This is a genomic window from Rhizobium ecuadorense (assembly GCF_001187535.1).
In the GTDB taxonomy this organism is placed as follows: domain Bacteria; phylum Pseudomonadota; class Alphaproteobacteria; order Rhizobiales; family Rhizobiaceae; genus Rhizobium; species Rhizobium ecuadorense.
Map to the genome: position 1 here is coordinate 40,281 of NZ_LFIO01000023.1, position 22,992 is coordinate 63,272.

Annotated in this window: 24 protein-coding genes, 1 tRNA gene and 1 pseudogene; 18 read left to right on the plus strand and 8 right to left on the minus strand. The window is 60.0% G+C overall.

Translation table 11 applies throughout. The annotated features are described in order from the left end of the window. The first annotated feature begins 100 nt into the window (after nt 1-100). Nucleotides 101-1,573: a hypothetical protein gene (locus AF337_RS00870; protein ID WP_049730636.1), complete on the plus strand. Its 1,473-nt coding sequence runs from the start codon at nt 101-103 to the stop codon at nt 1,571-1,573. Nucleotides 1,574-1,606: 33 nt separating this feature from the next. On the opposite strand, the gene AF337_RS00875 is transcribed toward AF337_RS00870, so the two are convergent. Together AF337_RS00875 and AF337_RS00880 are read right to left on the minus strand one after the other, a co-directional pair. Next, complete coding sequence (locus AF337_RS00875) at nt 1,607-2,215, minus strand: pyridoxamine 5'-phosphate oxidase family protein (RefSeq protein WP_193393559.1); 609 nt, start codon at nt 2,213-2,215, stop codon at nt 1,607-1,609. A gap of 8 nt (nt 2,216-2,223) precedes the next feature. After that, a complete protein-coding gene (locus tag AF337_RS00880; RefSeq protein ID WP_049730637.1) occupies nt 2,224-2,928 on the minus strand; it encodes an SDR family oxidoreductase in 705 nt (234 codons plus the stop codon). A gap of 110 nt (nt 2,929-3,038) precedes the next feature. Between AF337_RS00880 and AF337_RS00885 the strand changes: the two genes are divergently transcribed. Further along, nucleotides 3,039-3,914 carry a LysR substrate-binding domain-containing protein gene (locus tag AF337_RS00885; RefSeq protein ID WP_049730638.1) on the plus strand — a complete coding sequence of 292 codons (876 nt, stop codon included), beginning with the start codon at nt 3,039-3,041 and terminating at the stop codon, nt 3,912-3,914. Between the two features lie 27 nt (nt 3,915-3,941). Here AF337_RS00885 and AF337_RS39425 read toward each other — a convergent pair whose 3' ends face one another. Both AF337_RS39425 and AF337_RS00890 read right to left on the minus strand, forming a co-directional pair. After that, a complete protein-coding gene (locus tag AF337_RS39425) occupies nt 3,942-4,238 on the minus strand; it encodes a eukaryotic translation initiation factor eIF-2-beta/eIF-5 family protein (protein ID WP_082336723.1) in 297 nt (98 codons plus the stop codon). A 15-nt stretch (nt 4,239-4,253) separates the two neighbouring features. Further along, nucleotides 4,254-4,433, minus strand: coding sequence for a hypothetical protein (locus tag AF337_RS00890; protein WP_049730639.1), 180 nt, complete (start codon nt 4,431-4,433; stop codon nt 4,254-4,256). Nucleotides 4,434-4,640: 207 nt separating this feature from the next. Between AF337_RS00890 and AF337_RS00895 the strand changes: the two genes are divergently transcribed. The 3 genes from AF337_RS00895 to AF337_RS00905 all read left to right on the plus strand — a co-directional run bounded on the left by AF337_RS00895 (nt 4,641) and on the right by AF337_RS00905 (nt 6,170). Beyond that, the gene (locus AF337_RS00895) at nt 4,641-5,162 is read left to right on the plus strand and encodes a hypothetical protein (RefSeq protein WP_049730640.1); all 522 of its coding nucleotides are present in this window, start codon (nt 4,641-4,643) and stop codon (nt 5,160-5,162) included. 131 nt (nt 5,163-5,293) lie between these two features. Then, the gene (locus AF337_RS00900; protein ID WP_049730641.1) at nt 5,294-5,539 is read left to right on the plus strand and encodes a DUF982 domain-containing protein; all 246 of its coding nucleotides are present in this window, start codon (nt 5,294-5,296) and stop codon (nt 5,537-5,539) included. A gap of 205 nt (nt 5,540-5,744) precedes the next feature. Further along, nucleotides 5,745-6,170, plus strand: coding sequence for a hypothetical protein (locus tag AF337_RS00905; protein WP_049730642.1), 426 nt, complete (start codon nt 5,745-5,747; stop codon nt 6,168-6,170). 54 nt (nt 6,171-6,224) lie between these two features. Here the strand turns inward: AF337_RS00905 and AF337_RS00910 are convergent, their stop codons facing one another. Next, nucleotides 6,225-6,881: a DNA methyltransferase gene (locus AF337_RS00910; RefSeq protein WP_049730788.1), complete on the minus strand. Its 657-nt coding sequence runs from the start codon at nt 6,879-6,881 to the stop codon at nt 6,225-6,227. Nucleotides 6,882-7,242: 361 nt separating this feature from the next. On the opposite strand from AF337_RS00910, the gene AF337_RS00915 reads away from it, so the two are divergent. From AF337_RS00915 to AF337_RS00970, 12 genes and pseudogenes are all read left to right on the plus strand, one after another. After that, nucleotides 7,243-8,484: a tyrosine-type recombinase/integrase gene (locus tag AF337_RS00915; RefSeq protein ID WP_049730643.1), complete on the plus strand. Its 1,242-nt coding sequence runs from the start codon at nt 7,243-7,245 to the stop codon at nt 8,482-8,484. After that, entirely contained in the window at nt 8,481-9,092 is a 612-nt protein-coding gene (locus AF337_RS00920) for a hypothetical protein (RefSeq protein ID WP_152970854.1), read from the plus strand. Before AF337_RS00915 ends, AF337_RS00920 begins: the two co-directional genes overlap by 4 nt. An 83-nt stretch (nt 9,093-9,175) precedes the next feature. Beyond that, nucleotides 9,176-9,406: a helix-turn-helix transcriptional regulator gene (locus AF337_RS00925; RefSeq protein ID WP_049730645.1), complete on the plus strand. Its 231-nt coding sequence runs from the start codon at nt 9,176-9,178 to the stop codon at nt 9,404-9,406. Between the two features lie 128 nt (nt 9,407-9,534). Continuing rightward, on the plus strand, nt 9,535-10,581 hold the full coding sequence (locus AF337_RS00930; RefSeq protein WP_152970855.1) for a toprim domain-containing protein: 1,047 nt from the start codon (nt 9,535-9,537) through the stop codon (nt 10,579-10,581). Then, nucleotides 10,578-11,387 carry a helix-turn-helix domain-containing protein gene (locus AF337_RS00935; RefSeq protein WP_049730647.1) on the plus strand — a complete coding sequence of 270 codons (810 nt, stop codon included), beginning with the start codon at nt 10,578-10,580 and terminating at the stop codon, nt 11,385-11,387. Before AF337_RS00930 ends, AF337_RS00935 begins: the two co-directional genes overlap by 4 nt. Next, nucleotides 11,332-11,916: a hypothetical protein gene (locus AF337_RS00940; RefSeq protein ID WP_049730648.1), complete on the plus strand. Its 585-nt coding sequence runs from the start codon at nt 11,332-11,334 to the stop codon at nt 11,914-11,916. Before AF337_RS00935 ends, AF337_RS00940 begins: the two co-directional genes overlap by 56 nt. A 245-nt stretch (nt 11,917-12,161) precedes the next feature. After that, nucleotides 12,162-12,596, plus strand: a complete 435-nt coding sequence (locus AF337_RS41585) for a hypothetical protein (RefSeq protein WP_049730649.1) — start codon at nt 12,162-12,164, stop codon at nt 12,594-12,596. A 56-nt stretch (nt 12,597-12,652) separates the two neighbouring features. After that, entirely contained in the window at nt 12,653-14,635 is a 1,983-nt protein-coding gene (locus tag AF337_RS00950) for a head maturation protease, ClpP-related (RefSeq protein WP_049730650.1), read from the plus strand. A gap of 51 nt (nt 14,636-14,686) precedes the next feature. Continuing rightward, complete coding sequence (locus tag AF337_RS00955) at nt 14,687-14,884, plus strand: hypothetical protein (RefSeq protein WP_152970856.1); 198 nt, start codon at nt 14,687-14,689, stop codon at nt 14,882-14,884. A gap of 313 nt (nt 14,885-15,197) precedes the next feature. Beyond that, entirely contained in the window at nt 15,198-16,397 is a 1,200-nt protein-coding gene (locus tag AF337_RS00960) for a glycosyltransferase family 2 protein (RefSeq protein WP_082336725.1), read from the plus strand. Nucleotides 16,398-16,621: 224 nt separating this feature from the next. Next, on the plus strand, nt 16,622-17,326 hold the full coding sequence (locus tag AF337_RS00965; protein ID WP_049730652.1) for an SOS response-associated peptidase: 705 nt from the start codon (nt 16,622-16,624) through the stop codon (nt 17,324-17,326). A gap of 425 nt (nt 17,327-17,751) precedes the next feature. Beyond that, nucleotides 17,752-18,070: pseudogene (locus AF337_RS00970) on the plus strand (sunset domain-containing protein). Nucleotides 18,071-18,253: 183 nt separating this feature from the next. On the opposite strand, the gene AF337_RS00975 reads toward AF337_RS00970, so the two are convergent. The 3 genes from AF337_RS00975 to AF337_RS00985 all read right to left on the minus strand — a co-directional run bounded on the left by AF337_RS00975 (nt 18,254) and on the right by AF337_RS00985 (nt 22,429). Continuing rightward, a tRNA-Arg gene (locus tag AF337_RS00975) sits at nt 18,254-18,330 on the minus strand. Between the two features lie 122 nt (nt 18,331-18,452). Further along, nucleotides 18,453-19,973 (minus strand): ATP-binding protein, encoded by a 1,521-nt coding sequence (locus AF337_RS00980; protein ID WP_049730653.1) that lies wholly within the window; start codon nt 19,971-19,973, stop codon nt 18,453-18,455. Between the two features lie 458 nt (nt 19,974-20,431). Further along, a complete protein-coding gene (locus tag AF337_RS00985) occupies nt 20,432-22,429 on the minus strand; it encodes a methyl-accepting chemotaxis protein (RefSeq protein ID WP_049730654.1) in 1,998 nt (665 codons plus the stop codon). Nucleotides 22,430-22,848: 419 nt separating this feature from the next. On the opposite strand from AF337_RS00985, the gene rpmH reads away from it, so the two are divergent. Further along, nucleotides 22,849-22,983 (plus strand): 50S ribosomal protein L34, encoded by a 135-nt coding sequence (gene rpmH, locus AF337_RS00990; RefSeq protein ID WP_003570740.1) that lies wholly within the window; start codon nt 22,849-22,851, stop codon nt 22,981-22,983. The last annotated feature ends 9 nt before the right edge of the window (nt 22,984-22,992 follow it).

The following is a 22,992-nucleotide window of genomic DNA, read 5'->3' on the forward strand; positions in this document are numbered from 1 at the left end:
AAGCATGATCCACAAACTAGGAAAATATTCTTATCTTTGATCTTATATCACCGAGGTCTTCCTGCTAGGATCTCGGCAGGGATGTCAGAGGCCAGCCAGCATGAAATTACCGCATTGGAGAAGACTTGTCGGGTTTTGCGTCTGCGTCACGCTCTCCGGCCCGGCACAGTCCGAGGATGGCGTCACCATCCCCGGTTATGCGCCGGCGACCGGCGTTGAGCATGGCTACAGCGTGCAAAAAGCGACCGAAAGCGATATGTCGTTCTGGTTCGACAAGCCGGGCGCCTCGATGACGGCGCGCGGCGTATTTCACCCCCGCATGACGGTTCTGTCGCGGGATGAAAAGGGCATGCGTGTCCGCTGGTTGCTCAACGCCGAACTGCCGGAAGGCACTGCCGGCGCTGCCGATAGCTATCAGATGAACCTGCTCTATCAGAACTCCCTGACGGCCTACGGCACCAGCACACTCGACCTTGAAACGGACCTGAACGGCTATCCCAGCAATCTGTTCGGCGTCGATCGGATCCTGGCGCATATGCGGGAGATGGCCGCCAATGGGCCGGGTGGGGCCGCCGCGCCTCCAGAGAGCGGGGTCAACGGCATCATCGGCAAGATAGAGCAAAACCCTCTGCTGATTGTCACCGCCTTGGTGCCGGAGGCGCAGCTGCTTGCGACCGGACAATTCTATCAGGATCAGCTCATGCAGATCGGGCAGGCCACGGCGGGGTCGCGGATCGAGGATTATGGCGGCGTCAATGTCCCCGTGACGTCGACCTGGACCCTTGAGTCCACCGACGCGGCTGCGCGCACGGCAACTCTTTCCGTCTCGGAAGAATTCGACCCTGCAGCGTTGAGCCAGTCGCAGGAGCCGGCGACGGCAAAGATGATAGCGGCCTTTCCCGAACGGGCAAAGAACCTTACCGCCGATCAGCTGGCGTCCATCAAACGTGCCGGCAAGACCCGAAGCGTCAAATTCGTGATGTCGCTGGACGATGGTTCGGCGATCGAAGCCACCGAGATCGTCAGCGTGACCACAGGCGGGTTTGCTTTGCGCACCTACACCCACATATTGCGGGACGACATGCCGGCACGCTTGCCGCTCCCCGCGGTGCTGACAGCCAAGGTGTTGCAGACACCCGATCTGCATATCGAGCCGCTGCCATCTGAAAAGGCCGGGCCGGGCATCCTGGACAAGCTTTCCACACTGCCTTCACCGCCGGCATCGCAGGAGACGGCGGTGGCGACGGGCAATGACGGGGCCGAGGCGATCGCGCCTGTCTCGCTTGAGGTGAAGAGCGCCGAGGTCGGCCGGTCTCCCCTATCTTATGACCCGGGGCTGACTATCGTGCTCACGCCTGAGAGCACCGCCAAATTCCGCGATTTCACGCAAGCCGCATTGGGACGGCAAACCCAGTTGCTGGTCAATGGCAAGGTCGTCATGGAACCCTGGATGCGGGAGCCGATCATGGATGGCCGCATTGTTCTGGCGGGAACGGATGGGGAAGATCTGGCGGCGATGGCCGAACAGTTGAGGGCTCCGGGCGCTGCGATCGTCGTCCGGCTGCGCCCATGAGGGCGCCCACCCTATGTCGTGGCTCACTCCATATCATGGATTGACCCATCGACAGGCTGCAAGCGCGCCGGCCTGGTCATAGATCAACAGCGCCCTTCGATTGCCCTGCCGGCGCAACTCGAACCAGTCCAGCATGCGGGCGCGAAAGATCAGCAGGCCGAAGTGCGGCTTTCCCTTCGCTTCATCCGCAGGCTTCGGCAGAACCGTCTCATCGATGACGTCAAAGGCACACTCGTCCCCTGGGGGACCGCCGGTGTAGGTTGTCCGCGTCCAGGCGGAGAGCTTGTCCCAGGCGGCGTTCGCCTGATCGCTGCCGGGGGCATGCAGTTCGACCACCCCCTGAAGCCGAAACTGCAGCCGGGTCTGCGTGGAGAAGCCGAGGATGGTGACATGAGGATTTGCCGAAAGCTCCCGCCATTTCGGGCTGCGGCTATCTGTGTGAAATTCCAGAACCCGTGATGGACCGTCGGCGCGCCGCAACACCACCATGCGCGCCTGCGGCCTCGCCTCTGAATCCACGGAGCAGAGGTTCAAGAACCGGAAACCCGACCGCGGGCTTGCCGCCGCAGTTTCCAGCTCCCGCCATGCGGAAGCGTCTATCTCAGCGAGGTTCAACGGCACAGCTTCATGATCTGCTTCCATGAGCTGGCTCAGACGGAACGGGTAATGCCGCCGTCGACGCGGATGTTCTGACCGGTGATGTAGCCGGCGCCATCGGAGAGCAGGAAGGCAACGGTCGCGGCGATTTCCTCGGCAGTGCCGTAGCGGCCCATCGGCACGCTGTCGCGCCGCTCTTCGGTGGCGGGAAGGCTGTCGATCCAGCCGGGCAGGACATTGTTCATGCGGATGTTCTTCGCCGCATAGGTATCGGCAAAGATTTTGGTGAAGCTTGCCAGTCCCGCCCTGGCGAAGGCCGAAGTGGGAAACATCGCCGACGGCTCGAAGGCCCATGCCGTCGAGATGTTGACGATGGCGCCGCCGCCCTGGGCCTCCATGATCGGCGCGACCAGCCGGATCGGCCGCACGGCGCTGAGGAAATAGACCTCCATGCCCTTGTGCCAGTCCTCGTCGGTAATCTCGAGGATCGGCGCGCGCGGGCCGTGGCCGGCGGAGTTGACCAGCGCGTCGATCCGCCCCCACCGTTCCATCGCCAGGTCGACGAGCCGCTTCACATCGTCATTCACCAGGTTCGAGCCGGTGACGCCGACACCGCCCAATTCCTTGGCGAGCGCCTCGCCCTTGCCCGACGAGGAAAGCACCGCAATGTGATAGCCGTCCGCAGCCAGCTTCCTTGCGGCGGCGGCACCCATGCCGGAACCGCCTGCGGTGATGAGAGCGACTTTTTCTTTAGACATCGGAGCCTCCAATCGTTGAATTGCGAAGCAGTATGCCAGAGACAGCCCCGACTTTCGCCTCAGAAAGAAACGTGTCAGACTGTAGAAAATCTACTGGAAATCGCCCGGAAATGGTCCAACCCCGCCGCAAGCTGCCGCCGCTGAATGCGCTCCGCGCCTTCGAAGTCTCGGGCCGCAAATTGAGTTTCCGCGCCGCCGCCGAGGAGCTGGGAGTGTCGCAGGGTGCGGTGGCGCAGCAGGTGCGCGCGCTCGAAGATCAACTCGGCCTGATGCTGTTTCAGCGCCTGCCGCGCGGCCTGGCTCTGACCCCGCAGGGCGCGGCCTATCTGGCGGATGTGACCCGCGCCTTCGATACGCTCGGCGAGGCGACCGGGCGGCTTCTCGCCCGGCCGGACGCCGTGACGATCAGCGTCACCCCGACGGTTGCCGCCAAGCTGCTGATCCCGCGTCTCGCCGAGTTCAAGGCGGCGCTTCCCGACGTGGAATTGCGAACGGTCGCTACCGAGGCGCTGTCGGACTTCGACCGCGATCAGGTGGACATAGCGGTGCGGCTGACCCGCGGGCCTTTCCCGGCCTCGCTGGAGGCGCGGTTGCTGTTCCGCCAGGAACTCGTCGCCGTCGCCAGCCCGCATCTGGTGAAGCACCTGCCCCTTCCGCTGACGGCCGATGCGCTTCGCAAGCTGCCGCTTCTGCATGACGCAGTCAGCCCCTGGCCGCTCGTGCTGCGATCGCGCGAGAAGCTGCCGGGTGCCGTGTTCAACCACACCACGCTGGCGCTGGATGCGGCGCTGGCCGGCCAGGGCGTCGCCTTGGCCTGCCGGGCGTTCGTGGCGGCGGATTTCGAGGCCGGGCGGCTGGTGCAGGTGATCGATGAGACGACGCTCATCGAACCGGACTATTTCCTTATCCGCAAACGCTCGTCATCGCCGCGAAAGGCGGTCGATGCGGTATGGCACTGGTGCGCGGCGCGGCTGTCGCTGGGTTAAACCCATAAACCGACGCCAAGTCGGATTTCAATCATTGGGTTCAGGGATCAGGCGTATCAGCGTTCCGTTAGACGCCGCGCCGCTGATTGTCGTTGATATCTGCCGAAGCGGTCCGCGAGCGATGAGCATCTCTGGCGAAAGGTGTTTTCCCGGCCCCGGATCGGCAAAGGCTGAAAACGCGTGATCCGACTCGAGCATCGCCATGAATGATGTCGCGACGATTGCTTCGCCGCAGGCGGCGCATCGAAGAATGTACGAACCGAGGTGCACAATCGATTCTGTTTCGTCCAATCCGCACGATGGGCAAGCCAACATATTGTTCATTGGTTCACTCCAGTCCTATGACGCGGCGGCCAGGACGATGGCGATGACGAGCAGCATCGGGCCCATCCACTTGAAGTGACGAACCAGAGGCGGATTGGCGGAGTAGCCGGGCAGCGGCAGATAGCCAAAGCCCACCGAGGTCATCCACAGGCCGGCGCAAAACATGATGATTTCATCGATATAGGCTGCGATCATGGCTCTCCCGCCGTCGTAAGAACACTGTGACGCTCTGCCTCGACAAGCGGAGCCGCTCTATCCTAGCCGGACGGCGGCCTCCAATTAAACATTTGGCGGCGCCTTCGAAAAGACCAAAGGCTAAACTCAAGGTGGTACAGCCTCTGCAAATCCCGTAAGCATCTGAAACTCGCGACGAATGCGACCAAGCCACCTCGGGAATATCACATGCGCAACGCCCAATTCATTCGCTTCACTGCCTTCTCGCTCAGCATCGCTTTTGCGACATTTCAGACCGAAGACCTCATGGCCGGGCCGGCCAAAGAGAAGTTCTTCGATGCCGCCCTGTGCAAACCGCCCTATTCGATGACATCGGCAACGGAGATTTACGATGCCGCGGAAGCTCTGGCCAAGCCGGACACCTCGTCGCTCGGTGCGGCGATCTACAAGATCCCGAGCCAGATCGGCCGCGACGGCTTCAAGTCGACAGAGGTTTTCTTTGCCAGCAATGCGGTCGGAATTTTGGTCGAGGGCCAACGCGCTGACGATCTGGCGAAAAAATACCGGTTGAAGCCGGAGACCTCGGACCTGCTTGGGACATCCACCAAGGGCTATTCGCGCGAGCTTCCCGCCGATCAGCAGCCCGAACCGGGACTTGCCGGTCCCGGAAAAGTCCGGATCGTCGCCCGCCAAGGGGACGCCTTGCCGGGCAAGACATTGCTGGCGTGCGAATTCGCCCAGGATTTTTGAAAGGCGCCGCATAAGCCTGCAGTCGGCTTTGCTCGAAAAAAGCAGCTCATTCAAGCCGTCGTCTCGCCACGCGGGATAAACCGCCTTATGTGAGGATGCGGCAAAGGGCACGCAGCGGAGATCCTGAGACAATGCAAACCATTTGGAAGAAGCCGGTAACACTCGCCCTTGAAGGCCCGGATCAGTGGGTGGTCATCCAGACGACCCAGGCCGCAACATGGGCGCTGGTCGAAGACTGGCCGACCGAAGAGGGTCCGGCGCTGGATCGGGCGTGCGCGGTTTGCGCGGATGTCGTGTCGGGCAAACGAAACCGGGAAGAGGCGCGGCAGGCCTTTATCGAAGCTGCGATCGAAGCCGGCATCCCGATCAAGGAGTAGGCAAAGGCATTTGGACTCTGTTGGGCCTGATGCCTCCAGCAAGGGCACGAGCCGGCGGTTCCGACACTGGTGTGGCTTTTGTCGTTCTTTCACGCTTGCGGTGGGGAAAGTTCGGCCCAGCGTCCGCATCACCTATCGCCACATATTCTTCGACATCCAACATTCCATGGTTGCAACTGCGAGCAATCCAGCGGTGGAGGGCAGGATGCGAAAGGTCGGCATGAGGAAGAAGAGCGCCATGGTCGATGGCCAGCGGCTGCTGGCATTGGTGTCGATCCTGCTGGGAAGCGCCGTTCAGGCCTTTTCCTGCGATCAGCCGGTCGTGATTTCGAATTGGTCGCTCTGTGCGACCGGCAATGTGAGCGCTGAGGGCGGCGCCGCTGATTGGAAAGTCGTTCCCGCATGGACTCGCCAGAAAGCCATAAGCGCGTATTTCGAAAACGAGCCGCGGCTCTTGGCAAACCACGGCCTTTGCAACACCAAATTCCAACGCGTCGTACTCTGCCTGCCGGGATGGCAAACGGGCAACCCGGATGAGTGTTCATATCTGGTTTGCAGCGGCTATTACTCTTCCGTGTTCGGGAAGAAAGAAAGGGAAGACTATGAAAGAGACTTCCCGGCCAAGCAATAGTTTGTCGCTTCGCTGCCTTGGGCGGTCACTGGAGTTGCGGTCGCGGCAAACTTTTCATCCGCTTGCATTCTTGAACACGAGGCAATGGGTGAATCGGTTGCCGCTTTCCACCGCTTCAGACCAATTCACCACAATTTCCCCTTCAAGCGTCATGACCTCCGACAAAGCTCTTCCCAGATCCCAGACAAGGGGAGAGAATTGTTCGTTGGTCAGATTGTCGGCCTGAACGACAAGATAAGCGTTCGTCTTCATGCGTTTGCAGATCCGGCCGTATATTTCCTGCATTCTTTTGAGATAAACGTCATAGCCATCATAATCCGGATCGCCGTTATGAAGGGGGTTCCATTGATGCCAATGGGGCATGTATGGCGGCGACGTAATGCAAAAATCCATCTCGGGAAGGTCGAAGGTTGCCAGCTCCGCGCTATCGCCGCAGAAGAGATGATCCTTTGTCGTTATGCGTTCCCTGACCCATTCATATCTCTGCCGGTCGGCTTCTATCCCATAAGGGATTCTGCCCCTCTGCTCGCAGACAAAGAAGGTGGTCCCCAAGCCCACGAAGGGATCGAAGACGGCGTCTCCTGATTTTGTAAACCGATCAAGCAATGCCGACACCAAAGCGCCGGGAAATCTGATTTCATCGCCGTTCTGAAAGTCCGGCAAGGGAAATTGATGTTGGTTGGAGACCGTCCATAATTCTGAAATTGCCACGGCAAACTTCCTGCGCCCCACAGCTGTCACCAGACACAGTTCCTCCGCTGGCCCGTGGGAAAAATGCTCGGTCAGCTACGCACAGTATCAGAGGCACACGTCAGATGGCGTTCCCTTTCGGGAGCCAAGCGGAATTAAAGCTGATAAAAAGGAAATGGCGCACCCGAAGAGATTCGAACTCCTGACCCCCAGATTCGTAGTCGGAAAAAATCGACTTACACATGCTTAAATCCGCGCAATTCCGCTATTGCTAATTTCTTGATATCCTTCTAATATTTAGTCGTGTTAGCCGGACGTTAGCCGGTGTTCATGCCCGATTTTGTTAGCCTGGAGTTAGCCCGGCTAACGCTTGGAGGTCAAATTGACACGGCGGAAAACCCTTTCGGACCTCGGCGTCCAGAACCTCAAACCAAGGTCGGCTCGTTACGTCATCCCCGATCCAGAACTAGGCGGGCACTACGTCCGCGTAACGCCAACCGGCAGCAAGAGCTTCGTGGCACTTGCCCGTGATCCGAATGGAAAACAGGTCTGGGCGACAATCGGTGCGACTGATCTATATGAGATCGGCAAGTCCCGAGAGCGGGCGCGCGAGGCGATAAAGCGCATCAGGGCCGGTCTCCCCGCGTTTGAGGAAAAGCCCAAGGCAGAGACTTTCAAGGACGTCGCTGACGACTGGCTGAAGCGGCATGTGCGGCAAAAGGGCCTGCGCTCAGAGGCGGAAGTGACCCGTCTGCTAAACGCCCACTTGCTCTCGGCTTGGAAAGATCGCTTGTTTCATGCGATCCGGCGTAGTGACGTGGCGGCGCTGCTCGATGAGGTGGAGGACGACCACGGAGCGCGACAGGCGGACTATGTGCTGGCCATCGTCCGAGGCATCATGAATTGGTATGCTGCGCGGCACGACGACTATCACCCTCCAATTGCGCGCGGCATGCGGCGCACTGATCCAAATAGTCGCAAGCGCGACCGTATCCTCGATGACGACGAAATCCGCGCCGTCTGGAAACAGGCGGAGAAGAACGGCACCTTTGGCGCGATCATCCGGTTGGCGCTACTGACCGCGCAACGGCGCGAGAAGATCGGTTCAATGAAATGGGATGCTATCTCATCCGATGGCGTCTGGAATGTCCCAAGCGAGGCTCGCCAGAAAGGCGTGGGTGGAGCCCTGCAGTTTCCGGCGGCGGCGCGGAAGATCGTCGCCGAACAAAGCCGCATCGGTGAGAACCCGTATGTGTTTCCCGGACGCGGGGATGGTCATTTTCAAGGCTGGAGCCCTTGCAAGCGGCGCTTCGATGAAAAGCTGTTGGCCGCTCTGCGTAAGGAAGCGGTCGAGCGAGGTGACGATCCCGCGAAGGTAAGGGTCGAGCCTTGGGTTATTCACGACTTGCGCCGCACGGCCCGCTCGCTGATGTCCCGCGCTGGCGTCCGACCAGATATCGCCGAGCGCGTCATGGGCCACGTCATTCCGGGCGTCGAGGGCGTCTATAACCGGCACAGCTATTTCGAGGAAAAGAAGGACGCGCTAAATCGGCTGGCGGCGCTGATCGAAACAATCGTCAATCCGCCTGCGGCCAATGTCACGCCGTTAAGGGCAGCGCTGTGAGCGGCGAGAAGGCACTCCATTGGATGTCCGAGGCGGACGCCGTCAAGCATATCTGCGAGGTCACGGAATTTGGCGAGGCGGAGGCCGAGCGGGCGTTATATGACGAGTTTATGGATGGCAAGGTCGAGGCACACGCTCTTGTTGCCGAATTCACAAACACCAACACTTTTTGGAAGAGCCATCGCGAGTGGCAGCAATTAGACTTGTCGTTGACAGGCTGGCGGCATTCGATTGTTGAATGGGACGATGGCTGCATCTTGATCTCGGTGAATAAGCCGCACGAGCTTTTATCCATTGTCGCTACCGGCATTGAATTCAAGCGCGCCGACGTGCTCCGGGTCTGGCCGACTCAGGAAAGCGAAGTTGCTGGCTCGAAACCAGAAGCGGCCCCAGACAAAGGCGGCAGACCGGCGAAATATGATTGGATCAGAGTTGCGGGATTTCTGGCTGGCTACATTGCCTATAATGACCCTAGCAGGCCGCAGGCGGTAAAGGCGCTCGCGGACTGGTTTGGTGAACAGGGCAAAATTCCCGACGAGCGCGATGTCGAACGAGCTGTTTCCGAAGCATTCGCCACGTACGAAAAGTCCAAGGGGGGAAAAACCTAGTTTCGCCGGGTTTTTCCGGGTTTCTCCCTAACTGAACGCGGCTTTTTTCGGTGTACTCCCGATTAAATCAAAGGAGTACCCCGATGACCCGTTTGCTTCGTTTCGCCGATCTCAAAGAACGTCAGATCGTCTCAAACTGGCCGCAACTGCGCCGAATGATCTGCGACTATGACTTCCCGGCCGGCATGCTGCTCGGCCCGAATAGCCGCGCCTGGCGCGAAGACGAGATTGAGCAATGGCTTGCCAGCCGCCCGTCGGCACCTAAGCCCGATCCGCGCCAAAAGCACACTGAAAACACCGCCGCTGAAACCTGAGAAGCCGCTCGCGACGGGGACGCGGCGGCTTCGAGAGGTTTTTCAGGGCAAGTGAGATCGCCCCGAATATGGCTTCCGACGTTTTCCGCGTCAACCTCGCGGCGGCTTCCATAAGGAAACCGCTCAACATGACCGCTGAAGCAACCGACACAATCGTCTTTCCACGGCGCACGCCCGGCCGGAAAAGTGCCGCGAGCGAGGCCGCCGAACACGCCGCCGACCTGAAGCTCTGCGAGTGGATAGAAGGGCGCTGGCGGGCGACCGGCCTCGCTTTCGGCACCCGTGGGTGGGCATACGTCTGCGAGAACGAAGCGTTCATTACCAAAGGGGAATTTGCGGCGTTCGAGGCATGGCTTGGCCGGGTCCGCAAGGAGGGACTTCTCGATCCCGACGCCGTCGCCGACGATGACGCCCGGAGAGCGGATTACGGCGAGTTTGTCGATGATGACGATCCCGAGGGCTACGCGGCTGGGGCCTTCGACAGGGCGAATGACTGGCTCTCTGATTACACGCCAGTCAGCATCTGGGAGGGGCTCGACACGTATGTCGAGGTGCTCGTCGAAAAGGTTGACTTGAAGGTGCTTTTTCGCCCGGTCTGTCGGCGCTATCGCGTGCCGCTGACCAACGGCAAGGGTTCGACCGACATCAATTCCAGACGGCGGATGTTGCAGCGCTACCGAGCGCACGCCGAGGCTGGCCGCGACCTGGTTTTGCTGTATTTCGGCGACCACGACCCCGCCGGGCTGGATATCGCGCGCGTCATCAAATCAAACCTCACGGAATGCGCCAACATCCGCGATGTTGGGTTCGACCCGTCGCCGATAGCGGTGGTGCGCATGGGCCTTACCGCCGAGCAGATCGACGCCCTCGATCTTCCGTGGATCAACAACCTCGAAACCGGCTCCGGTAAGAACCTCGCCGATACCCGTCATCCTGATCACCGGAAGCCCTACGTGCTGGACTATATTGCCACCCATGGCCCGCGAAAGGTTGAAGCGAATGCGCTCGCCCGCAATCCGGCGGCTGCGCAGGATTTAATCGAGGGCGCCATCAACGGATACATCCCGCCGGATTGGCCAACCTTCCATGCGGAAAGGCTCGTACCGCATCGCGAGGCCGCTCATGAGGCGTTCGCGGCACTGATCGCCCGTACCGGCGGGGGTGGCGCGTTATGAAAGGTTTCGCTGCTTGGAAATTCGATCTAATTGACCGGATGTCGACGGACCACCGGCTGTCGGCGACCGATTTCCGCGTCGGCTATCGTCTTCTGCATTACATGGACGCGGCAACCGGCGATTGCTTTCCGAGGCAAGAAACCATCGCCGCCGATCTAGGTCTGACGGATCGCACAGTCCGGAACGCGCTGGTAAGTCTCCGCGCTTGCGGTTGGCTTACAATCGAAGAGCGGCCACTGCCAAAGGGGCGAGGCAAATCGAATCTCTATCATTTTGAGGACGCGAGCACCGGAAGCACAGTTCCGGTAAACGATGCGACCACCGGAAATTCTGCACAGGACTTCCGGAAGACAGCTTCCCGTGCCTCTGAAGAGGAACACGTTGAATATAACACGTTGAATAGGGGGGAGGTGCGCGCGCACACTCCCGACCGGGAGCGCGGCACCCGCATTCCGGAAAACTTCAGCCCCGATGTTTCAGTCGCTCTGGACCTAGGCATGACCCTTGAGCAGGCCGAGCGGAGCGCGCTTAATTTTCGTGATTACTGGAGAGCCGCGCCCGGCGCCGCCGGCCGGAAACTCGACTGGGCCGCAACCTGGAGGGTGTGGGCGCGGAATGACGCCGCCAAAGCGGCGCGGAACTGGCCGGATCGACAGCAGCGCAGCAACGGCAACGGCTCCAAGCCGAAACAGCAAGACTGGGCAGCCTTCCTGAAAAACGAGTCCGAACACCAGCGGAAAGGAGCAGGCTATGGAGAAGCCGAACCTCGGATCAGACCACGTCTTCCTCCCGATAACCCACGCTGAGCTCGTGGATGCACTGCGCTTTTTGGCAAACGCGCTGCCGGGCAGACAGCCGGGCGACATGGAACTTATGCTCGCAGCCTATCAAGTGGCGCTCGAAGGCGTTTCACGCTGGGGCCTGGCGCAGGCTGTGCGCGAGATTTTGCAAGGATCGCTCACCCACGGCTTTATGCCCAGCCCGCCCGAATTGAGACGCGAGATAGACAGGATCATGGTCCCGCATGTGGCGGCTCGACGGCACGAGGCCGAAGCAGCGCGCTACAAGTCGGACGAGGATAGCAAGCTGCGCGCCCTGCCGGCGCCGAAAGGCGATCCGAACGCCGTCGCCAACTGGCGCGCCAAGCGGAACGCCGAGAAGGCAGCGGCAGCCGTGAAGTCAACAAGCGCTCCGGTCGATCAGACGCTGTTCGCCGACAAAGACCAACGAGCGCAACGGACACCGGCCGACGCGGTTTCCGATTTCATTTCGCGGCAGGACCGTCGGCATGGCGATGAGTTGCGGCAGACGAATGCCAAAGGGGCCGATCAGTGATGGCGGATAATCCACTCGACACGGCCGAGCAGTTAAACCGGCTCGAGTCCAAGCAGGAAGGCGTCGACCGCGCGCTCGAATAGGCCGGAGCGGCCCGTCATCGCCCGGTGCTAGGATTGGGGGGCTTAGGTTCTTCCTGGCCAAATACTGAAAGCGGGAGGGGCGGCAGCGCAGCGGTTTTGAATATATGCGCCGTTGCTAAACTACCTTCTATCATAATGGTTGTTGTTGAAGGATAGGACGACATGTCAACGCCGCTAGACGACTTCATCGACCTGGCGGAGCACCTCGACGGGGTGTCGAAGCCTTGGGCGGACCGAATGGCAATTCGCGTAAACCGGTTCCTTTCAGGCGAAACGGATGATGTCGCCGGAGCGCTCGATCTCAAAGTGGCACGCGGAAAGCACCGCTGGCGCGCGGTGTCGGTGTTTGCCGCACGCGACACCGCCATTCGGGAAGCCGCCGAGACGTTCTTTCCCGGCATGAAGCCGAAGCAGCAGGCTGACGAGCTGGCGGCAGCGCTCCGACGCTACGCGACCTCCGCCTGGCGTAGCGATCGGCAGAAGAAAGAATGTCCGTACAAAGCCAGCGACCTACGTGCGGCGCTCTGGCTCATCTTGACCAGCGTCGATCATCCGCTTGCGGCCCGGCGGATCAGGAAAATTTTGGCCACAAGATAGGGCTTTTCGTGGCCACGCTTTCGGACAATCCTGAACGAAACCGAATTGAGGCAGGCATGTCAAAACTGATCGTAGACGGCGAGCTGATGCTTTACGGGCCGGTTGGCTTCACCGATTTCTGGGATGAAAGCGGCTTCACCAGCTCGCAGGTGATCGAGGCTTTGGGCGCGCTTTCCGGCGACATCGTTGTGCGTCTCAACTCCGGCGGCGGCATCGCCATGGAAGGCTCCGCGATCCACAATGCTCTCAAGCGCCACGACGGCAAGGTAATCGTGAAGATCGACGCGATCGCCGCCTCGGCGGCTTCCTTGATAGCCATGGCTGGCGACGAAATCGAAATGCCGCTCGGCACGCTGTTGATGATCCATGAGCCGTCCGGAATGACCCTCGGCCCGGCCGATGATCACCGGCGCACCGCCGGCGTCCTCGACACGATGACCGGCGTGTTCGCGCAAGTCTATGCCGAGCGCACCGGCCTTTCCGAAAAAGAAATCCGGCAAATGATGAAGGATGAAACTTGGATGGCGCCGCAGGAAGCGCTTGCCAATGGCTTCGCCACCTCGGTTCCCGAACATGCACCGGCCGCGCCGACGGCCGATGCGGCATTTGACTATCGCACATACGCGAAAGCGCCGGATCGTCTGAAGAGGTTGGCGGGAGAGCGGAAGGCAATGGGTCTCCCCATGGTGGCGGTTGCGGCCGCTCCGCACAAACGAAAGGAAGTGACCATGACCGAACCGAACCTGGCTGCGGCGGACGACCAGGCAGCCGCCAATATGCAAGACGTCAACAGCCGCATCTACCAGCTCTGCACGGCGGTGAAGATGACGCTGGTGGAGGCAAACGAAATCGTGCTCGACGCGAAGGGCGATTTCGCCAAAGCACAGACGATGATTATCAATCACCTTGCCGATCAAGATCCGATGGGCGGGCGCGTATCGGTAAATCCTTGCACAGACAGCAACAGTTCGATGATGGTCGCCCGCGATATCGAGGATGCGCTTTATGCCCGGATCGCTGGCAAGCCCGCCCAGGGCCGCGCCTCGGAATGGCAGGGCCGCAGCCTACTCGACATGGGGGCGGCTCTGCTGGAGGCGCGTGGTGAGCGGATCATTTCGCGAAATCGCGATCGGCTTGCGACGCAGATCATGAGCAGCGGATCGACGCATAGCACGTCGGACTTTCCTTTTGTCACGGGCAACGCGGCAAACCGCTTCATGCTCGATGCGTATCGCGCCGCCGAAACGCCGCTGAAACAATTGGCACGCGTCCGAAACGCCGCCAATTTCAAAGCCATGACAATCGGGCGCATGTCGGAAATGCCGAGGCTCGAAGAGGTGCTTGAAGGCGCCGAAATCACCTACGGCTCGCGTTCGGAGGCGAAAGAAACCTACCGCGTCAAGCCATATGCAAAAATGTTCGGCATCTCGCGGGAAGCGTTGATCAACGATGATCTAGACGCATTCTCCGACACGCTTCGGGCGTTCGGCCAAGCCGCCGCTCAAACGGAGGCGGATTTGATTGCCGACCTTCTGCTCGACAATGGCGGCCTTGGGCCGCTGCTCGACGACGGCGTCACGCTTTTCGCGAATGCGCGTGGAAACAAAGCGGCTGCGGCGTCCGCGCTGTCGATCAGCAGCGTCAGCGCAGGCCGCAAGGCGCTGCGCGACCAGAAGGGGCTCGACAACGCAACGCCGCTCTCGCTGAAGCCGCAGTTCCTCATCGTCGGCAGCGGCAACGAAACGACGGCGGAGCAAATTATCGCTGCCATCACGCCCTCGGCTACCGAAGAAGTAAACCCATTCTCCGGGAAACTTTCGCTGCTGGTCGAACCCCGGCTTGAGGATCATGCCTGGCGGCTCTTCGCATCGCCCGACCAGGCGCCGATCCTTGAGATCGCCTACCTTAACGGCGTTCAGCAGCCCAAATTGGAAACGCGCGAAGGATGGAACACGCTCGGAACCGAATTCCGGGCGATCCTGGATTTCGGCTGCGGCATCACTGGCTGGCGCGGCGCCTATCTCAACGAGGGCGAATAAAAAGGCCGGGAAGTACCGAGAGGACCGGATATGTCGGAACATTACTCGCATTTGACCGACGACGAGATCATGGCCGAAGGTGTAAAGATCGCCGAGGAGCGGGCGCAGGGCAAAATCATATCGATTGAGGAACTTTGCGCCCGGTTAGGTATAACGCTGGAAACGGCTCTCGCCTTAGGAGCCGAGGAGGCGAGCCGAATCTATGGAAAGCCGATGAGGATCGAAGTCCTTCCCGATCGTCCTCAGTGACTTGATCCCAATCTCGGCCGCGGGCGGTGCCCAAGGAGCGTAAATGGGTCGCTGATCGCCAAAGAGAGGCAATAAGGGCTTTTGCTCGAAAACAGCATGCGGAGCGGCGCGGTCGACCAAAAGCGGTACCAGGCTTCCTCCACAAGTAGGCACATCAACTAAAGTCCATATTGTGTCGCCCACAACAACGCTAGCATGCTGCTCCGCTGCCTGTTGCGTGCTGATGGGCGGTGACCCTCGTTTGGGGGTAAACATTTCCCCGCCGTCTCTCGAGACTGTGAGCACACGGCAATTAACTAGAGATCGATCTTGAATGGTTTCTTGTTCAGTTGAAGATCGTGGAAAAACTGTCCATCGGACTCAGCCGCCGCTGGTATCGGTGATCATCCCCGCCTTCAACGCTTCACCTTACATCCAACGAACACTTCGATCCGCATTGCGGCAGACTTATGCGAATCTGGAGATCATCGTCGTCAATGATGGCTCCACCGATGATACGGCAAGATTGGTCGAGCAAATCGCCAGGATGGATTCACGAATTCGCCTTCTGTCCACGTCAAATCGCGGTGTCGCGGCCGCAAGAAATACCGGCATTGAAGCATCATCAGGCCCATATGTGGCGTTTCTTGATGCCGATGATCTCTGGCATCCGACGAAAATCGAGAAGCAGGTAAACGCGCTCGATAGATTATCAATGCAGTGGGCCGCAGTTTATGTACTGCATCATATAATCAACAAAGACGATGAGATCGTCTGCTCTTGCCGCCCCGATTTTGCGAGAGGATATATTTACGCCCGGCATCTCACCTTCAAATACGTTGGCAACGGAAGCGCGCTTCTTATTCGTCGGGGGGTCGCGCTTGAAATTGGCGGATTTGATAGCACATATGCGGCAGCGGGAATTGGCGGCTGCGAAGACCTCGATTTTGAACTTAGACTGGCCGCGCGCTATCTTATCGAAGTCATCCCGGAACGCTTGGTTGGATACCGTCAATATCCAGGCAGCATGTCGTCAAATCACCTGCAGATGGGTCAGAGCGCTCTGGAGGTTGTCAGACGTTCGCTTGCCGCAAACCCTCAGCTCCCCCGCTACGCTGCGCGAAGTGCGCTGAACGCAACTTGGAAATATGCGTACTGGCAATTCCGCCGAGCTAAGAGTTCATGTTTGTCAGTCATGGTTCTCTGGTCGATGCTACGAAGCGAACCGTTTTTCGTAGTTCAGCGTATCCTCAAAAAGGGGCTGCGCTGGCTACGACACGAATCCGGCTTCGCAACGACAATAGGAAGCGCGCAAAATCCTGATCGCCCCGGCAGGTCGAAATTCGACCAACAGATCGTTGCGCGCGTCGAACGCCCTGACGAGAGCCACCGATCAAGACGCCAGCTGATGCGGCTGGCAGCGGCGGATGCCAAGCTGAGTTCATTTCGTATTGAAGAGGCCCCACACGTCTGGATCGATCCTACTTCAGGTCTCCAAGTGTGCCGGCATCCCGAGCGTTCCTTGTCTTGCTGACTAATGGATCTTCAGCCGTTTCGCCCTATGTTGGAGAACGCATACCAAATGATGCAACGGAAAGCGGGTAACTGCGTTAGAAGCGGACAGGCTCAGTACCGCCGCAAGATTGCATGACAGCTCTAGGTCATCGTCTCCCGAAGCCACGTAGATACTACTCTGTCATTGACGTCTTTTAAATATGGCCCATATCGGATTATCCGGAAACGCATACGGAATGAGGCATGTGCCGTCGCGTCTACATTAGTCAGTCTTTTGACGAGCTGGCGGAAAGTTTCAGCTTTGCTGAGCGAGGTAAGGTCGATGACCTTGGCAAGCGTCTCCCTCGTTATAATGGCGGTCCCGCCGAGGTTTACCACATCATTATTCAAGACAATGCACGGCGAGGTGATAGGTCCAAACCTGCCTTCGCCGTCGCCCGCTGGGGCTTTATGCCGACGTGGATTGACCCGCGCAGACAGGCGCCGGCGATCGTACGCGGCGACGTGATGGCTACTCATCAAATGTTCCGGGAAGCTTACCGGTCGCGCCGCTGCTTGGTCCCCGTCAATGGCTTTATCGAATGGAACGACAGCAACCAACCGCACGCTGTCGCCTTGAAGGATCGGTCGACTTTCGCGCTAGCGGGCATTTGGGAAATTTGGCGGCATCCGATCGGCATCGATATCCGTACATTCGCCGTCGCAACCTGTCCACCTAACGATATGATCGCAAGAATCCACAATCGCATGCCGGTCGTGCTTCGTCGCGCGAATTATGAGCGTTGGTTGTCTACAGATCCAGACCCGCGTGACCTGATTAGGCCGTTCGATTCCGATGCGATGACGATGTGGCCAATTGCGCGCCGCGTAAGCAATTTCAAAAACGTGGGTCCTGAAATCTTAAATCGAGTTGATCTTGACACAAATCCGGTTCGGCAGATGGATTAATAATTTCAGGTAAATTGAAGATTTTCCGAACTATGTTATCTTTCAACCTGCCGCTCCCCTCGGTGCGGCATCGCTGATAATGCAAGATCGGCTACTACGAAACGCCCCGCCCTGGCGGGGCGTATTGCTTCTTAGCTTCGGTGATGCGCCTTTCGGTCCAATACCGTACAGGAACAGTCAGTCGGCTTTGGTGAGCGCAATGGGATCGTAAAGAGGCCCTGAACACAGGGCCGGTCCGCCCCTTCCTGCGATCCCGTCCCTTCCCAAAACTGCCCCGCCCTCAGCGGGGCTGTTTTTTTCGGCGCGCCCGCGCTCGCGAACGTGCGGGGCCTGAGCACGTAGAATGTCGAGATAAGCCTTTTGGACAGATGTTCGCCGCCCTGTAACGCGCTTACGACCTTCGCGCGAAATGGCGGAGATCGGGCATGCGTCAAAATTATCGCAATCCGCAGAAGAGATCAGTGCTTCTCAAGTTTCCGGGCTTGATGATCGGCGCGCTCGCGTTTGGTGCAGCCGGCGGCATGACCGTAAGCGACTTGCTGGCTTCGTGGAACGCGTCTGACGGCTCCGGACAATCATGCAAGATCAAGGGCAATATCAGCATCGAAACGGGCGAGCGCATTTTCCACAGTGCCGGGGCAGAGATACTATGCCCAGACGACAATTAGCCCCCAATATGGTGAACGGTGGTTCTGCTCGGAATTTGAAGCTTGGGCGGCCGGCTGGCGGAAATCGAAAACGTGATGAAGTATGGATTCGCGACCTTGACAGGATGCGGCTTTGATTTTCGACGGTGCGGGCATGGGGAACGAATGCCACGGGGGCCGAATCGTCACTATCGTTCGGGTGACGCTGCCAATGTTAGCCCAGAGTTAGCCCGGCATCCTGCCTTACCGGATTATACCAATGCCAAGTGATTGAAAAGAATGGCGCACCCGAAGAGATTCGAACTCCTGACCCCCAGATTCGTAGTCTGGTGCTCTATCCAGCTGAGCTACGGGTGCGTGCAAGTGCGGCGGTGCCGCTTGCGTGGGCGATCCTCTAAAGCGTCCTTGGAGACAATGCAAGAGCATTTCGGAAAAAATCGCGCGTTTCATAATTTGCGGCCACGGCTTTTGAAATCCTGTCACTTTTCGATGTGCGTCCGGCTGCGGTAATCCTCCAGCGAAACCGGGCGATCGGGGATCTCGATGCGGAACTGGGTGCCCACCGTCGGCTTTTCCACCAGCGCGATCGTGCCGCCATGGGCGAGCACCAGCTCGCGGGCGATCGTCAGGCCGAGGCCGGTGCCGCCGGAGCGGGCGGAGCCGCGAAAGGCGGCAAAGAGGTTCTGGCGCGCCTTCAATGGCATGCCGGGACCGGTATCATCCACCGTGATGCTGACGACGCTGCCGACGCGCTGGGCGGCGACGGTGATGCGCCTGACCGTACCCGGGGCGCCCTCGCCCGGCGCCGTCAGCGCCTGCAGCGCATTGCGGCAGAGATTGTGGACGACCCGGAACAACTGCTCGCCATCGGCATCGACCTTGAGATCGGCGGCGATCTGCTCTGCGAATTCGATGCCGCTTTGCGGATCGATCGCCAGCATATCCTTGACGTCCTGGGTGAGTTCCAAAAGCGGGATATGGCGGCGGCGCGGGGCGGATTCGCTCGCCTTGCCATAGGACAACACCTCGGTGGTATAGCCGACGGCGCGGTCGATGGTGCGCAACAGCTTCGGGGCGAAGCTTTTCACCATCGGATCGTCGACGTCGACCAGCCGGTCCGACATCAGCTGCGCCGAGGCCAGGATGTTGCGCATGTCGTGATTGATCTTGGAGACGGCAAGGCCGAGAGCGGCGAGGTTCTTCTGCTGCTTCAGCGTCTTCTGCAGCTCCATCTGCATCGAGGTGAGGTTGCGGCCGGCAACCGCCAGTTCGTCGCGGCCGCCATCGCCGATATAGATATGGGCGGGGTTTTCGGGATCGGAGGAGAATTGCTGCATGCTGCCGGTCAGCCGGCGGATAGGGCCGATCAGGATGCGGTTGATCGCAAAGAAGATCAGCGTCGCGGTGAAGAGCGAGATCAGCACCGACAGCAGGAGAACGTTGCGGGAATAGGCAAACATCGCCGTGCGCAGCTGCCTGTCCTTCATCACCACCTCGACGCCGGTATTGGTGTCGCCGACGGGGCCATAGACGCGGATCATCCTGCTGCCGCCGAAGATCAAGGTGTCGAGCGCATCGCGTATCGCCGTTGCCGGCGGCACATCGGTGAGATCATAGGCTTCATCGACCGAGGTCGGCATATCGGTCGTCGCCAGGAGCCGCGAGGTCCCGTCCTTGCGCAGCACGATCGCCTTGGTGCCGGTCGCCTCGAGCGTTTCCTTCTGCAGGGCGCGCGGCAGCTCGACCGGCTGCAACCCATCGATGACGATGGCGGCGGCGGCGGCCGTGTTCAGCCTGTCCTGCAGCCAGCGTATCCGCATGCTGGCGACCGAGGGGAAGAAGATCAGGATTTCGGCGAGCATGATAAAGACGACGGTGAGCCAGAGCAGCTTGCCCGACAATCCGCCGAACATGCCAGCAGACGGGCATGGCGCCCTTGCGGTCTCGCCGGCCGCGGTGGTTTCCGCCGAAGGATTGTCGCCCTGATCTTGTACCGGCATTCTGGTCTCGCCCGATCGGCAGCACTGCAGCCGCCCTCACCTAGAACAGGATTGATTTCAGGCCGGTCGGCCCGCAACCAATCCTGTTCTCGATTCTTTAGCTAGAGCATGATGTCGTCCGAAAACCGCTCACACTTTTCGGCATCATGCTCTGGGTCTCTATATTAGACCAAAAGGCTCCGCTTTCAAATCTTTGCGAGCAGCGTCATGTCGTCACAAAGAAACGCCGCCCGAGAGGCGGCGATGGCGGTTTCATTATTCTCTTCGGTCGTGCTGGGGGCAGCCCCTCATCCGCCTGCCGGCACCTTCTCCCCGTAAACGGGGCGAAGGGGATATGCGGCAACCTCTCCGTCCCTCGCCAACGTTTCGCGGGGCACGTCCCCTCTCCCCGTTTTTTACGGGGAGAGGGTTAGGGTGAGGGGCAGCTTTCGGCATTCGAGGCGATGGTCAATAACAGATCAGAACTCTTCCCAGCTCTGCTCCGCCGCGGCCGCATTGCCGCCGAAGGCGCGGGCGACCTTGGCGATCGCGCGGCGGGCGGGAGAGGCGACCGGCCGTTGCGGCTCGTTGCGGACCAGCGCCACCGGTGTCGGGGCGTCGTCCGACAATTTGAAGCGGGCAATGAGGCTGACCAGCCCGCCAGCTTCGGCCGACAGCCTGTGCGTGGCGGCGGAGGTCTCTTCCACCATGGCGGCATTCTGCTGTGTCACCTGATCCATCTGGTTGACGGCGGTATTGACCTCCTTGAGGCCGGTCGACTGCTCGGTCGCAGCCGTAGCGATCGAATGGATATGGTCGTTGATGGCGATGACGCGGGTGCCGATTTCCGCCAGCGCCTCGCCGGTCGCTTGCACCAGCTTGACGCCGACCTGCACTTCGTCGCCCGACTTGGTGATCAGCGCCTTGATGTCCTTGGCGGCGGTTGCCGAACGCTGGGCAAGTTCGCGCACTTCCTGGGCGACCACGGCAAAGCCCTTGCCGGCCTCACCGGCGCGGGCTGCTTCGACACCGGCATTCAGCGCCAGAAGATTGGTCTGGAAGGCGATCTCGTCGATGACATTGATGATCTGGCTGATTTCGCGCGAGGCCTGCTCGATCCGGCCCATGGCCTCGACGGCGTTGCGCACGACGACGCCTGATGCGCCCGACTTGTCCTTGGCTTCGGAAACCATGACGGTTGCTTCATGCGCCCGCTCGGTGGAGTTCTGGACGACGGCGGTGATCTGATCGAGCGCTGCTGACGTCTGTTCGAGGGCGGCCGCCTGCTGCTCGGTGCGCTTCGACAGGTCGTCGCTGGCGTTGCGCAGCTCGGCGGTGTTGCCGTTCATCGCTTCCGTCGTCTCGCGCACCTCGCGCATCGTCGCCTGCAAGGTGACGAATGTGTTGTTGACGTTCTGCTGCAGCTCGGCGAAGGCACCCTGGAAACTGCCGCGCATCGTCTGGGTGAGGTCGCCTTCGGCAAGGCTTGCAATCACACGGCGGGTCTCGCCGATACCGGTATCGACGCTCGACAGCAGCGTGTTGATATTGCCGGCGAACTGGTTGAGGTTTTCGTCCTCATAGTCCTTGCTGATACGGTGGCTGAAATCGCCGGCCGCAGCCGCGGCGACGACGACCGACATGCTCGACTGCAGGTCGTCGCTCTTGGCGCGCATGGCCGCCTCCTGGGCGTTCAGGCGCTTGACGGCAAGGCCGTTCTGCTTGAAGACCGCGACCGCCGCGGCCATCTCGCCGATTTCGTCCTGGCGCCCGGCAAAGGGAACCTCGGCTTCGAAATTGCCGTCGGCGACGGCCTTGATCGCATCGGTGACGCGCTTGATCGGGCGGCTCAGATGGCTGGTGCCGATATAAAAGCCCATGCCGATGCCGGCCGCGATGCCGATGCCGGTAATGCTGAGGACGAGCATCAGCACCCAGGAGCGGAAACTCTCGATCTCGGCGTTGACGGTCTCCAGCGCGGCTTTGTCGATGGCGACGACCGCGTCGATCTCAGCCTGGAACGCCTTGCGGTTGGCGCGGTTGGCTTCATTGTTGCCCTGGGCGCTGGCGGCCTCGGGGCCGACTTCGGTGCCGAGCCGGGCCGTTTCCGCGCGGAAGGTGCGGAATTCTGCGGCGCGGGCGGCAAGCTTGGCGAAATCACCCTTCTCCTCCTCCGGCACCAGCGGCGCCCAGCCCGCGATGACCTTGTCGATCTCGTCGAGGCCGGCCAGCAGGCCCTTGGCGAAGTTCGGCGTATCCTTGATCGTCTTCGCCGCATAGATGCCGCGCGATTCCATCACCACGGCGGTGACGAAGCGGTTGAGGCGTTCACCGGCATAGGCGCGGGCGGCAGCCTGCTCGTAAGCCGTCAGGTTGCGGCTATATTCGTGCATGGCCGACAAGGCCGTTGCGCCGATCAGAAGCGCGACGGAGCCCATCACGCATACCAGCAGATTAATTTTGCCGCGGATCTTCAATGCACTGTCTCCTACCTACGCCACTGCCTGGAAAGCAAATTGCCAGCCGATGATCCGAATATCGGTGAAATTGATTAAAGTTCGATTGCCAATATTTACGATTATGGCCGGGGAAAATTATCCATGCCGGCCCTGACGAGGGCGCGAAAAGCCCTGAAAACCGGGCGATCGATCTGCAGCGACGGCAAAGCACAACCAATCGGCGCAGGTCGAATTTCTTAACACCAGAGTGCGAAAATACTTGTCGAGCCGGCCGCGCAAAGTGAAATTATCGCGTATAATTGACTTTCACCGGCTTCGTCCGTATAAGCCGCCGCACGTCCGGTCATTCAGGCCTTTCATGGCCCGCCCGTTCGAAAAACAACGCTCCTTGCATTATGCAAATTCAAGAAGGGCCGCACTCCGCGGTGTTTAAATAAATGAAGCGTACCTACCAACCATCCAAGCTTGTTCGCAAGCGTCGCCACGGCTTCCGTGCGCGCATGTCCACGAAGGGTGGCCGCAAGGTCATCGCCGGCCGCCGCGCGCAGGGCCGCAAGCGTCTTTCGGCTTAAGGCCGGGTT

Bases quoted from the DNA above. Each gene is read 5' to 3' on its own strand.
- AF337_RS00870 (WP_049730636.1), top strand. From the start codon at position 101: ATGAAATTACCGCATTGGAGAAGACTTGTCGGGTTTTGCGTCTGCGTC.
- AF337_RS00875 (WP_193393559.1), bottom strand. From the start codon at position 2,215: ATGGAAGCAGATCATGAAGCTGTGCCGTTGAACCTCGCTGAGATAGAC.
- AF337_RS00880 (WP_049730637.1), bottom strand. From the start codon at position 2,928: ATGTCTAAAGAAAAAGTCGCTCTCATCACCGCAGGCGGTTCCGGCATG.
- AF337_RS00885 (WP_049730638.1), top strand. From the start codon at position 3,039: ATGGTCCAACCCCGCCGCAAGCTGCCGCCGCTGAATGCGCTCCGCGCC.
- AF337_RS39425 (WP_082336723.1), bottom strand. From the start codon at position 4,238: ATGAACAATATGTTGGCTTGCCCATCGTGCGGATTGGACGAAACAGAA.
- AF337_RS00890 (WP_049730639.1), bottom strand. From the start codon at position 4,433: ATGATCGCAGCCTATATCGATGAAATCATCATGTTTTGCGCCGGCCTG.
- AF337_RS00895 (WP_049730640.1), top strand. From the start codon at position 4,641: ATGCGCAACGCCCAATTCATTCGCTTCACTGCCTTCTCGCTCAGCATC.
- AF337_RS00900 (WP_049730641.1), top strand. From the start codon at position 5,294: ATGCAAACCATTTGGAAGAAGCCGGTAACACTCGCCCTTGAAGGCCCG.
- AF337_RS00905 (WP_049730642.1), top strand. From the start codon at position 5,745: ATGCGAAAGGTCGGCATGAGGAAGAAGAGCGCCATGGTCGATGGCCAG.
- AF337_RS00925 (WP_049730645.1), top strand. From the start codon at position 9,176: ATGACCCGTTTGCTTCGTTTCGCCGATCTCAAAGAACGTCAGATCGTC.
- AF337_RS00930 (WP_152970855.1), top strand. From the start codon at position 9,535: ATGACCGCTGAAGCAACCGACACAATCGTCTTTCCACGGCGCACGCCC.
- AF337_RS00935 (WP_049730647.1), top strand. From the start codon at position 10,578: ATGAAAGGTTTCGCTGCTTGGAAATTCGATCTAATTGACCGGATGTCG.
- AF337_RS00940 (WP_049730648.1), top strand. From the start codon at position 11,332: ATGGAGAAGCCGAACCTCGGATCAGACCACGTCTTCCTCCCGATAACC.
- AF337_RS41585 (WP_049730649.1), top strand. From the start codon at position 12,162: ATGTCAACGCCGCTAGACGACTTCATCGACCTGGCGGAGCACCTCGAC.
- AF337_RS00950 (WP_049730650.1), top strand. From the start codon at position 12,653: ATGTCAAAACTGATCGTAGACGGCGAGCTGATGCTTTACGGGCCGGTT.
- AF337_RS00960 (WP_082336725.1), top strand. From the start codon at position 15,198: ATGGTTTCTTGTTCAGTTGAAGATCGTGGAAAAACTGTCCATCGGACT.
- AF337_RS00965 (WP_049730652.1), top strand. From the start codon at position 16,622: ATGTGCCGTCGCGTCTACATTAGTCAGTCTTTTGACGAGCTGGCGGAA.
- AF337_RS00980 (WP_049730653.1), bottom strand. From the start codon at position 19,973: ATGCCGGTACAAGATCAGGGCGACAATCCTTCGGCGGAAACCACCGCG.
- rpmH (WP_003570740.1), top strand. From the start codon at position 22,849: ATGAAGCGTACCTACCAACCATCCAAGCTTGTTCGCAAGCGTCGCCAC.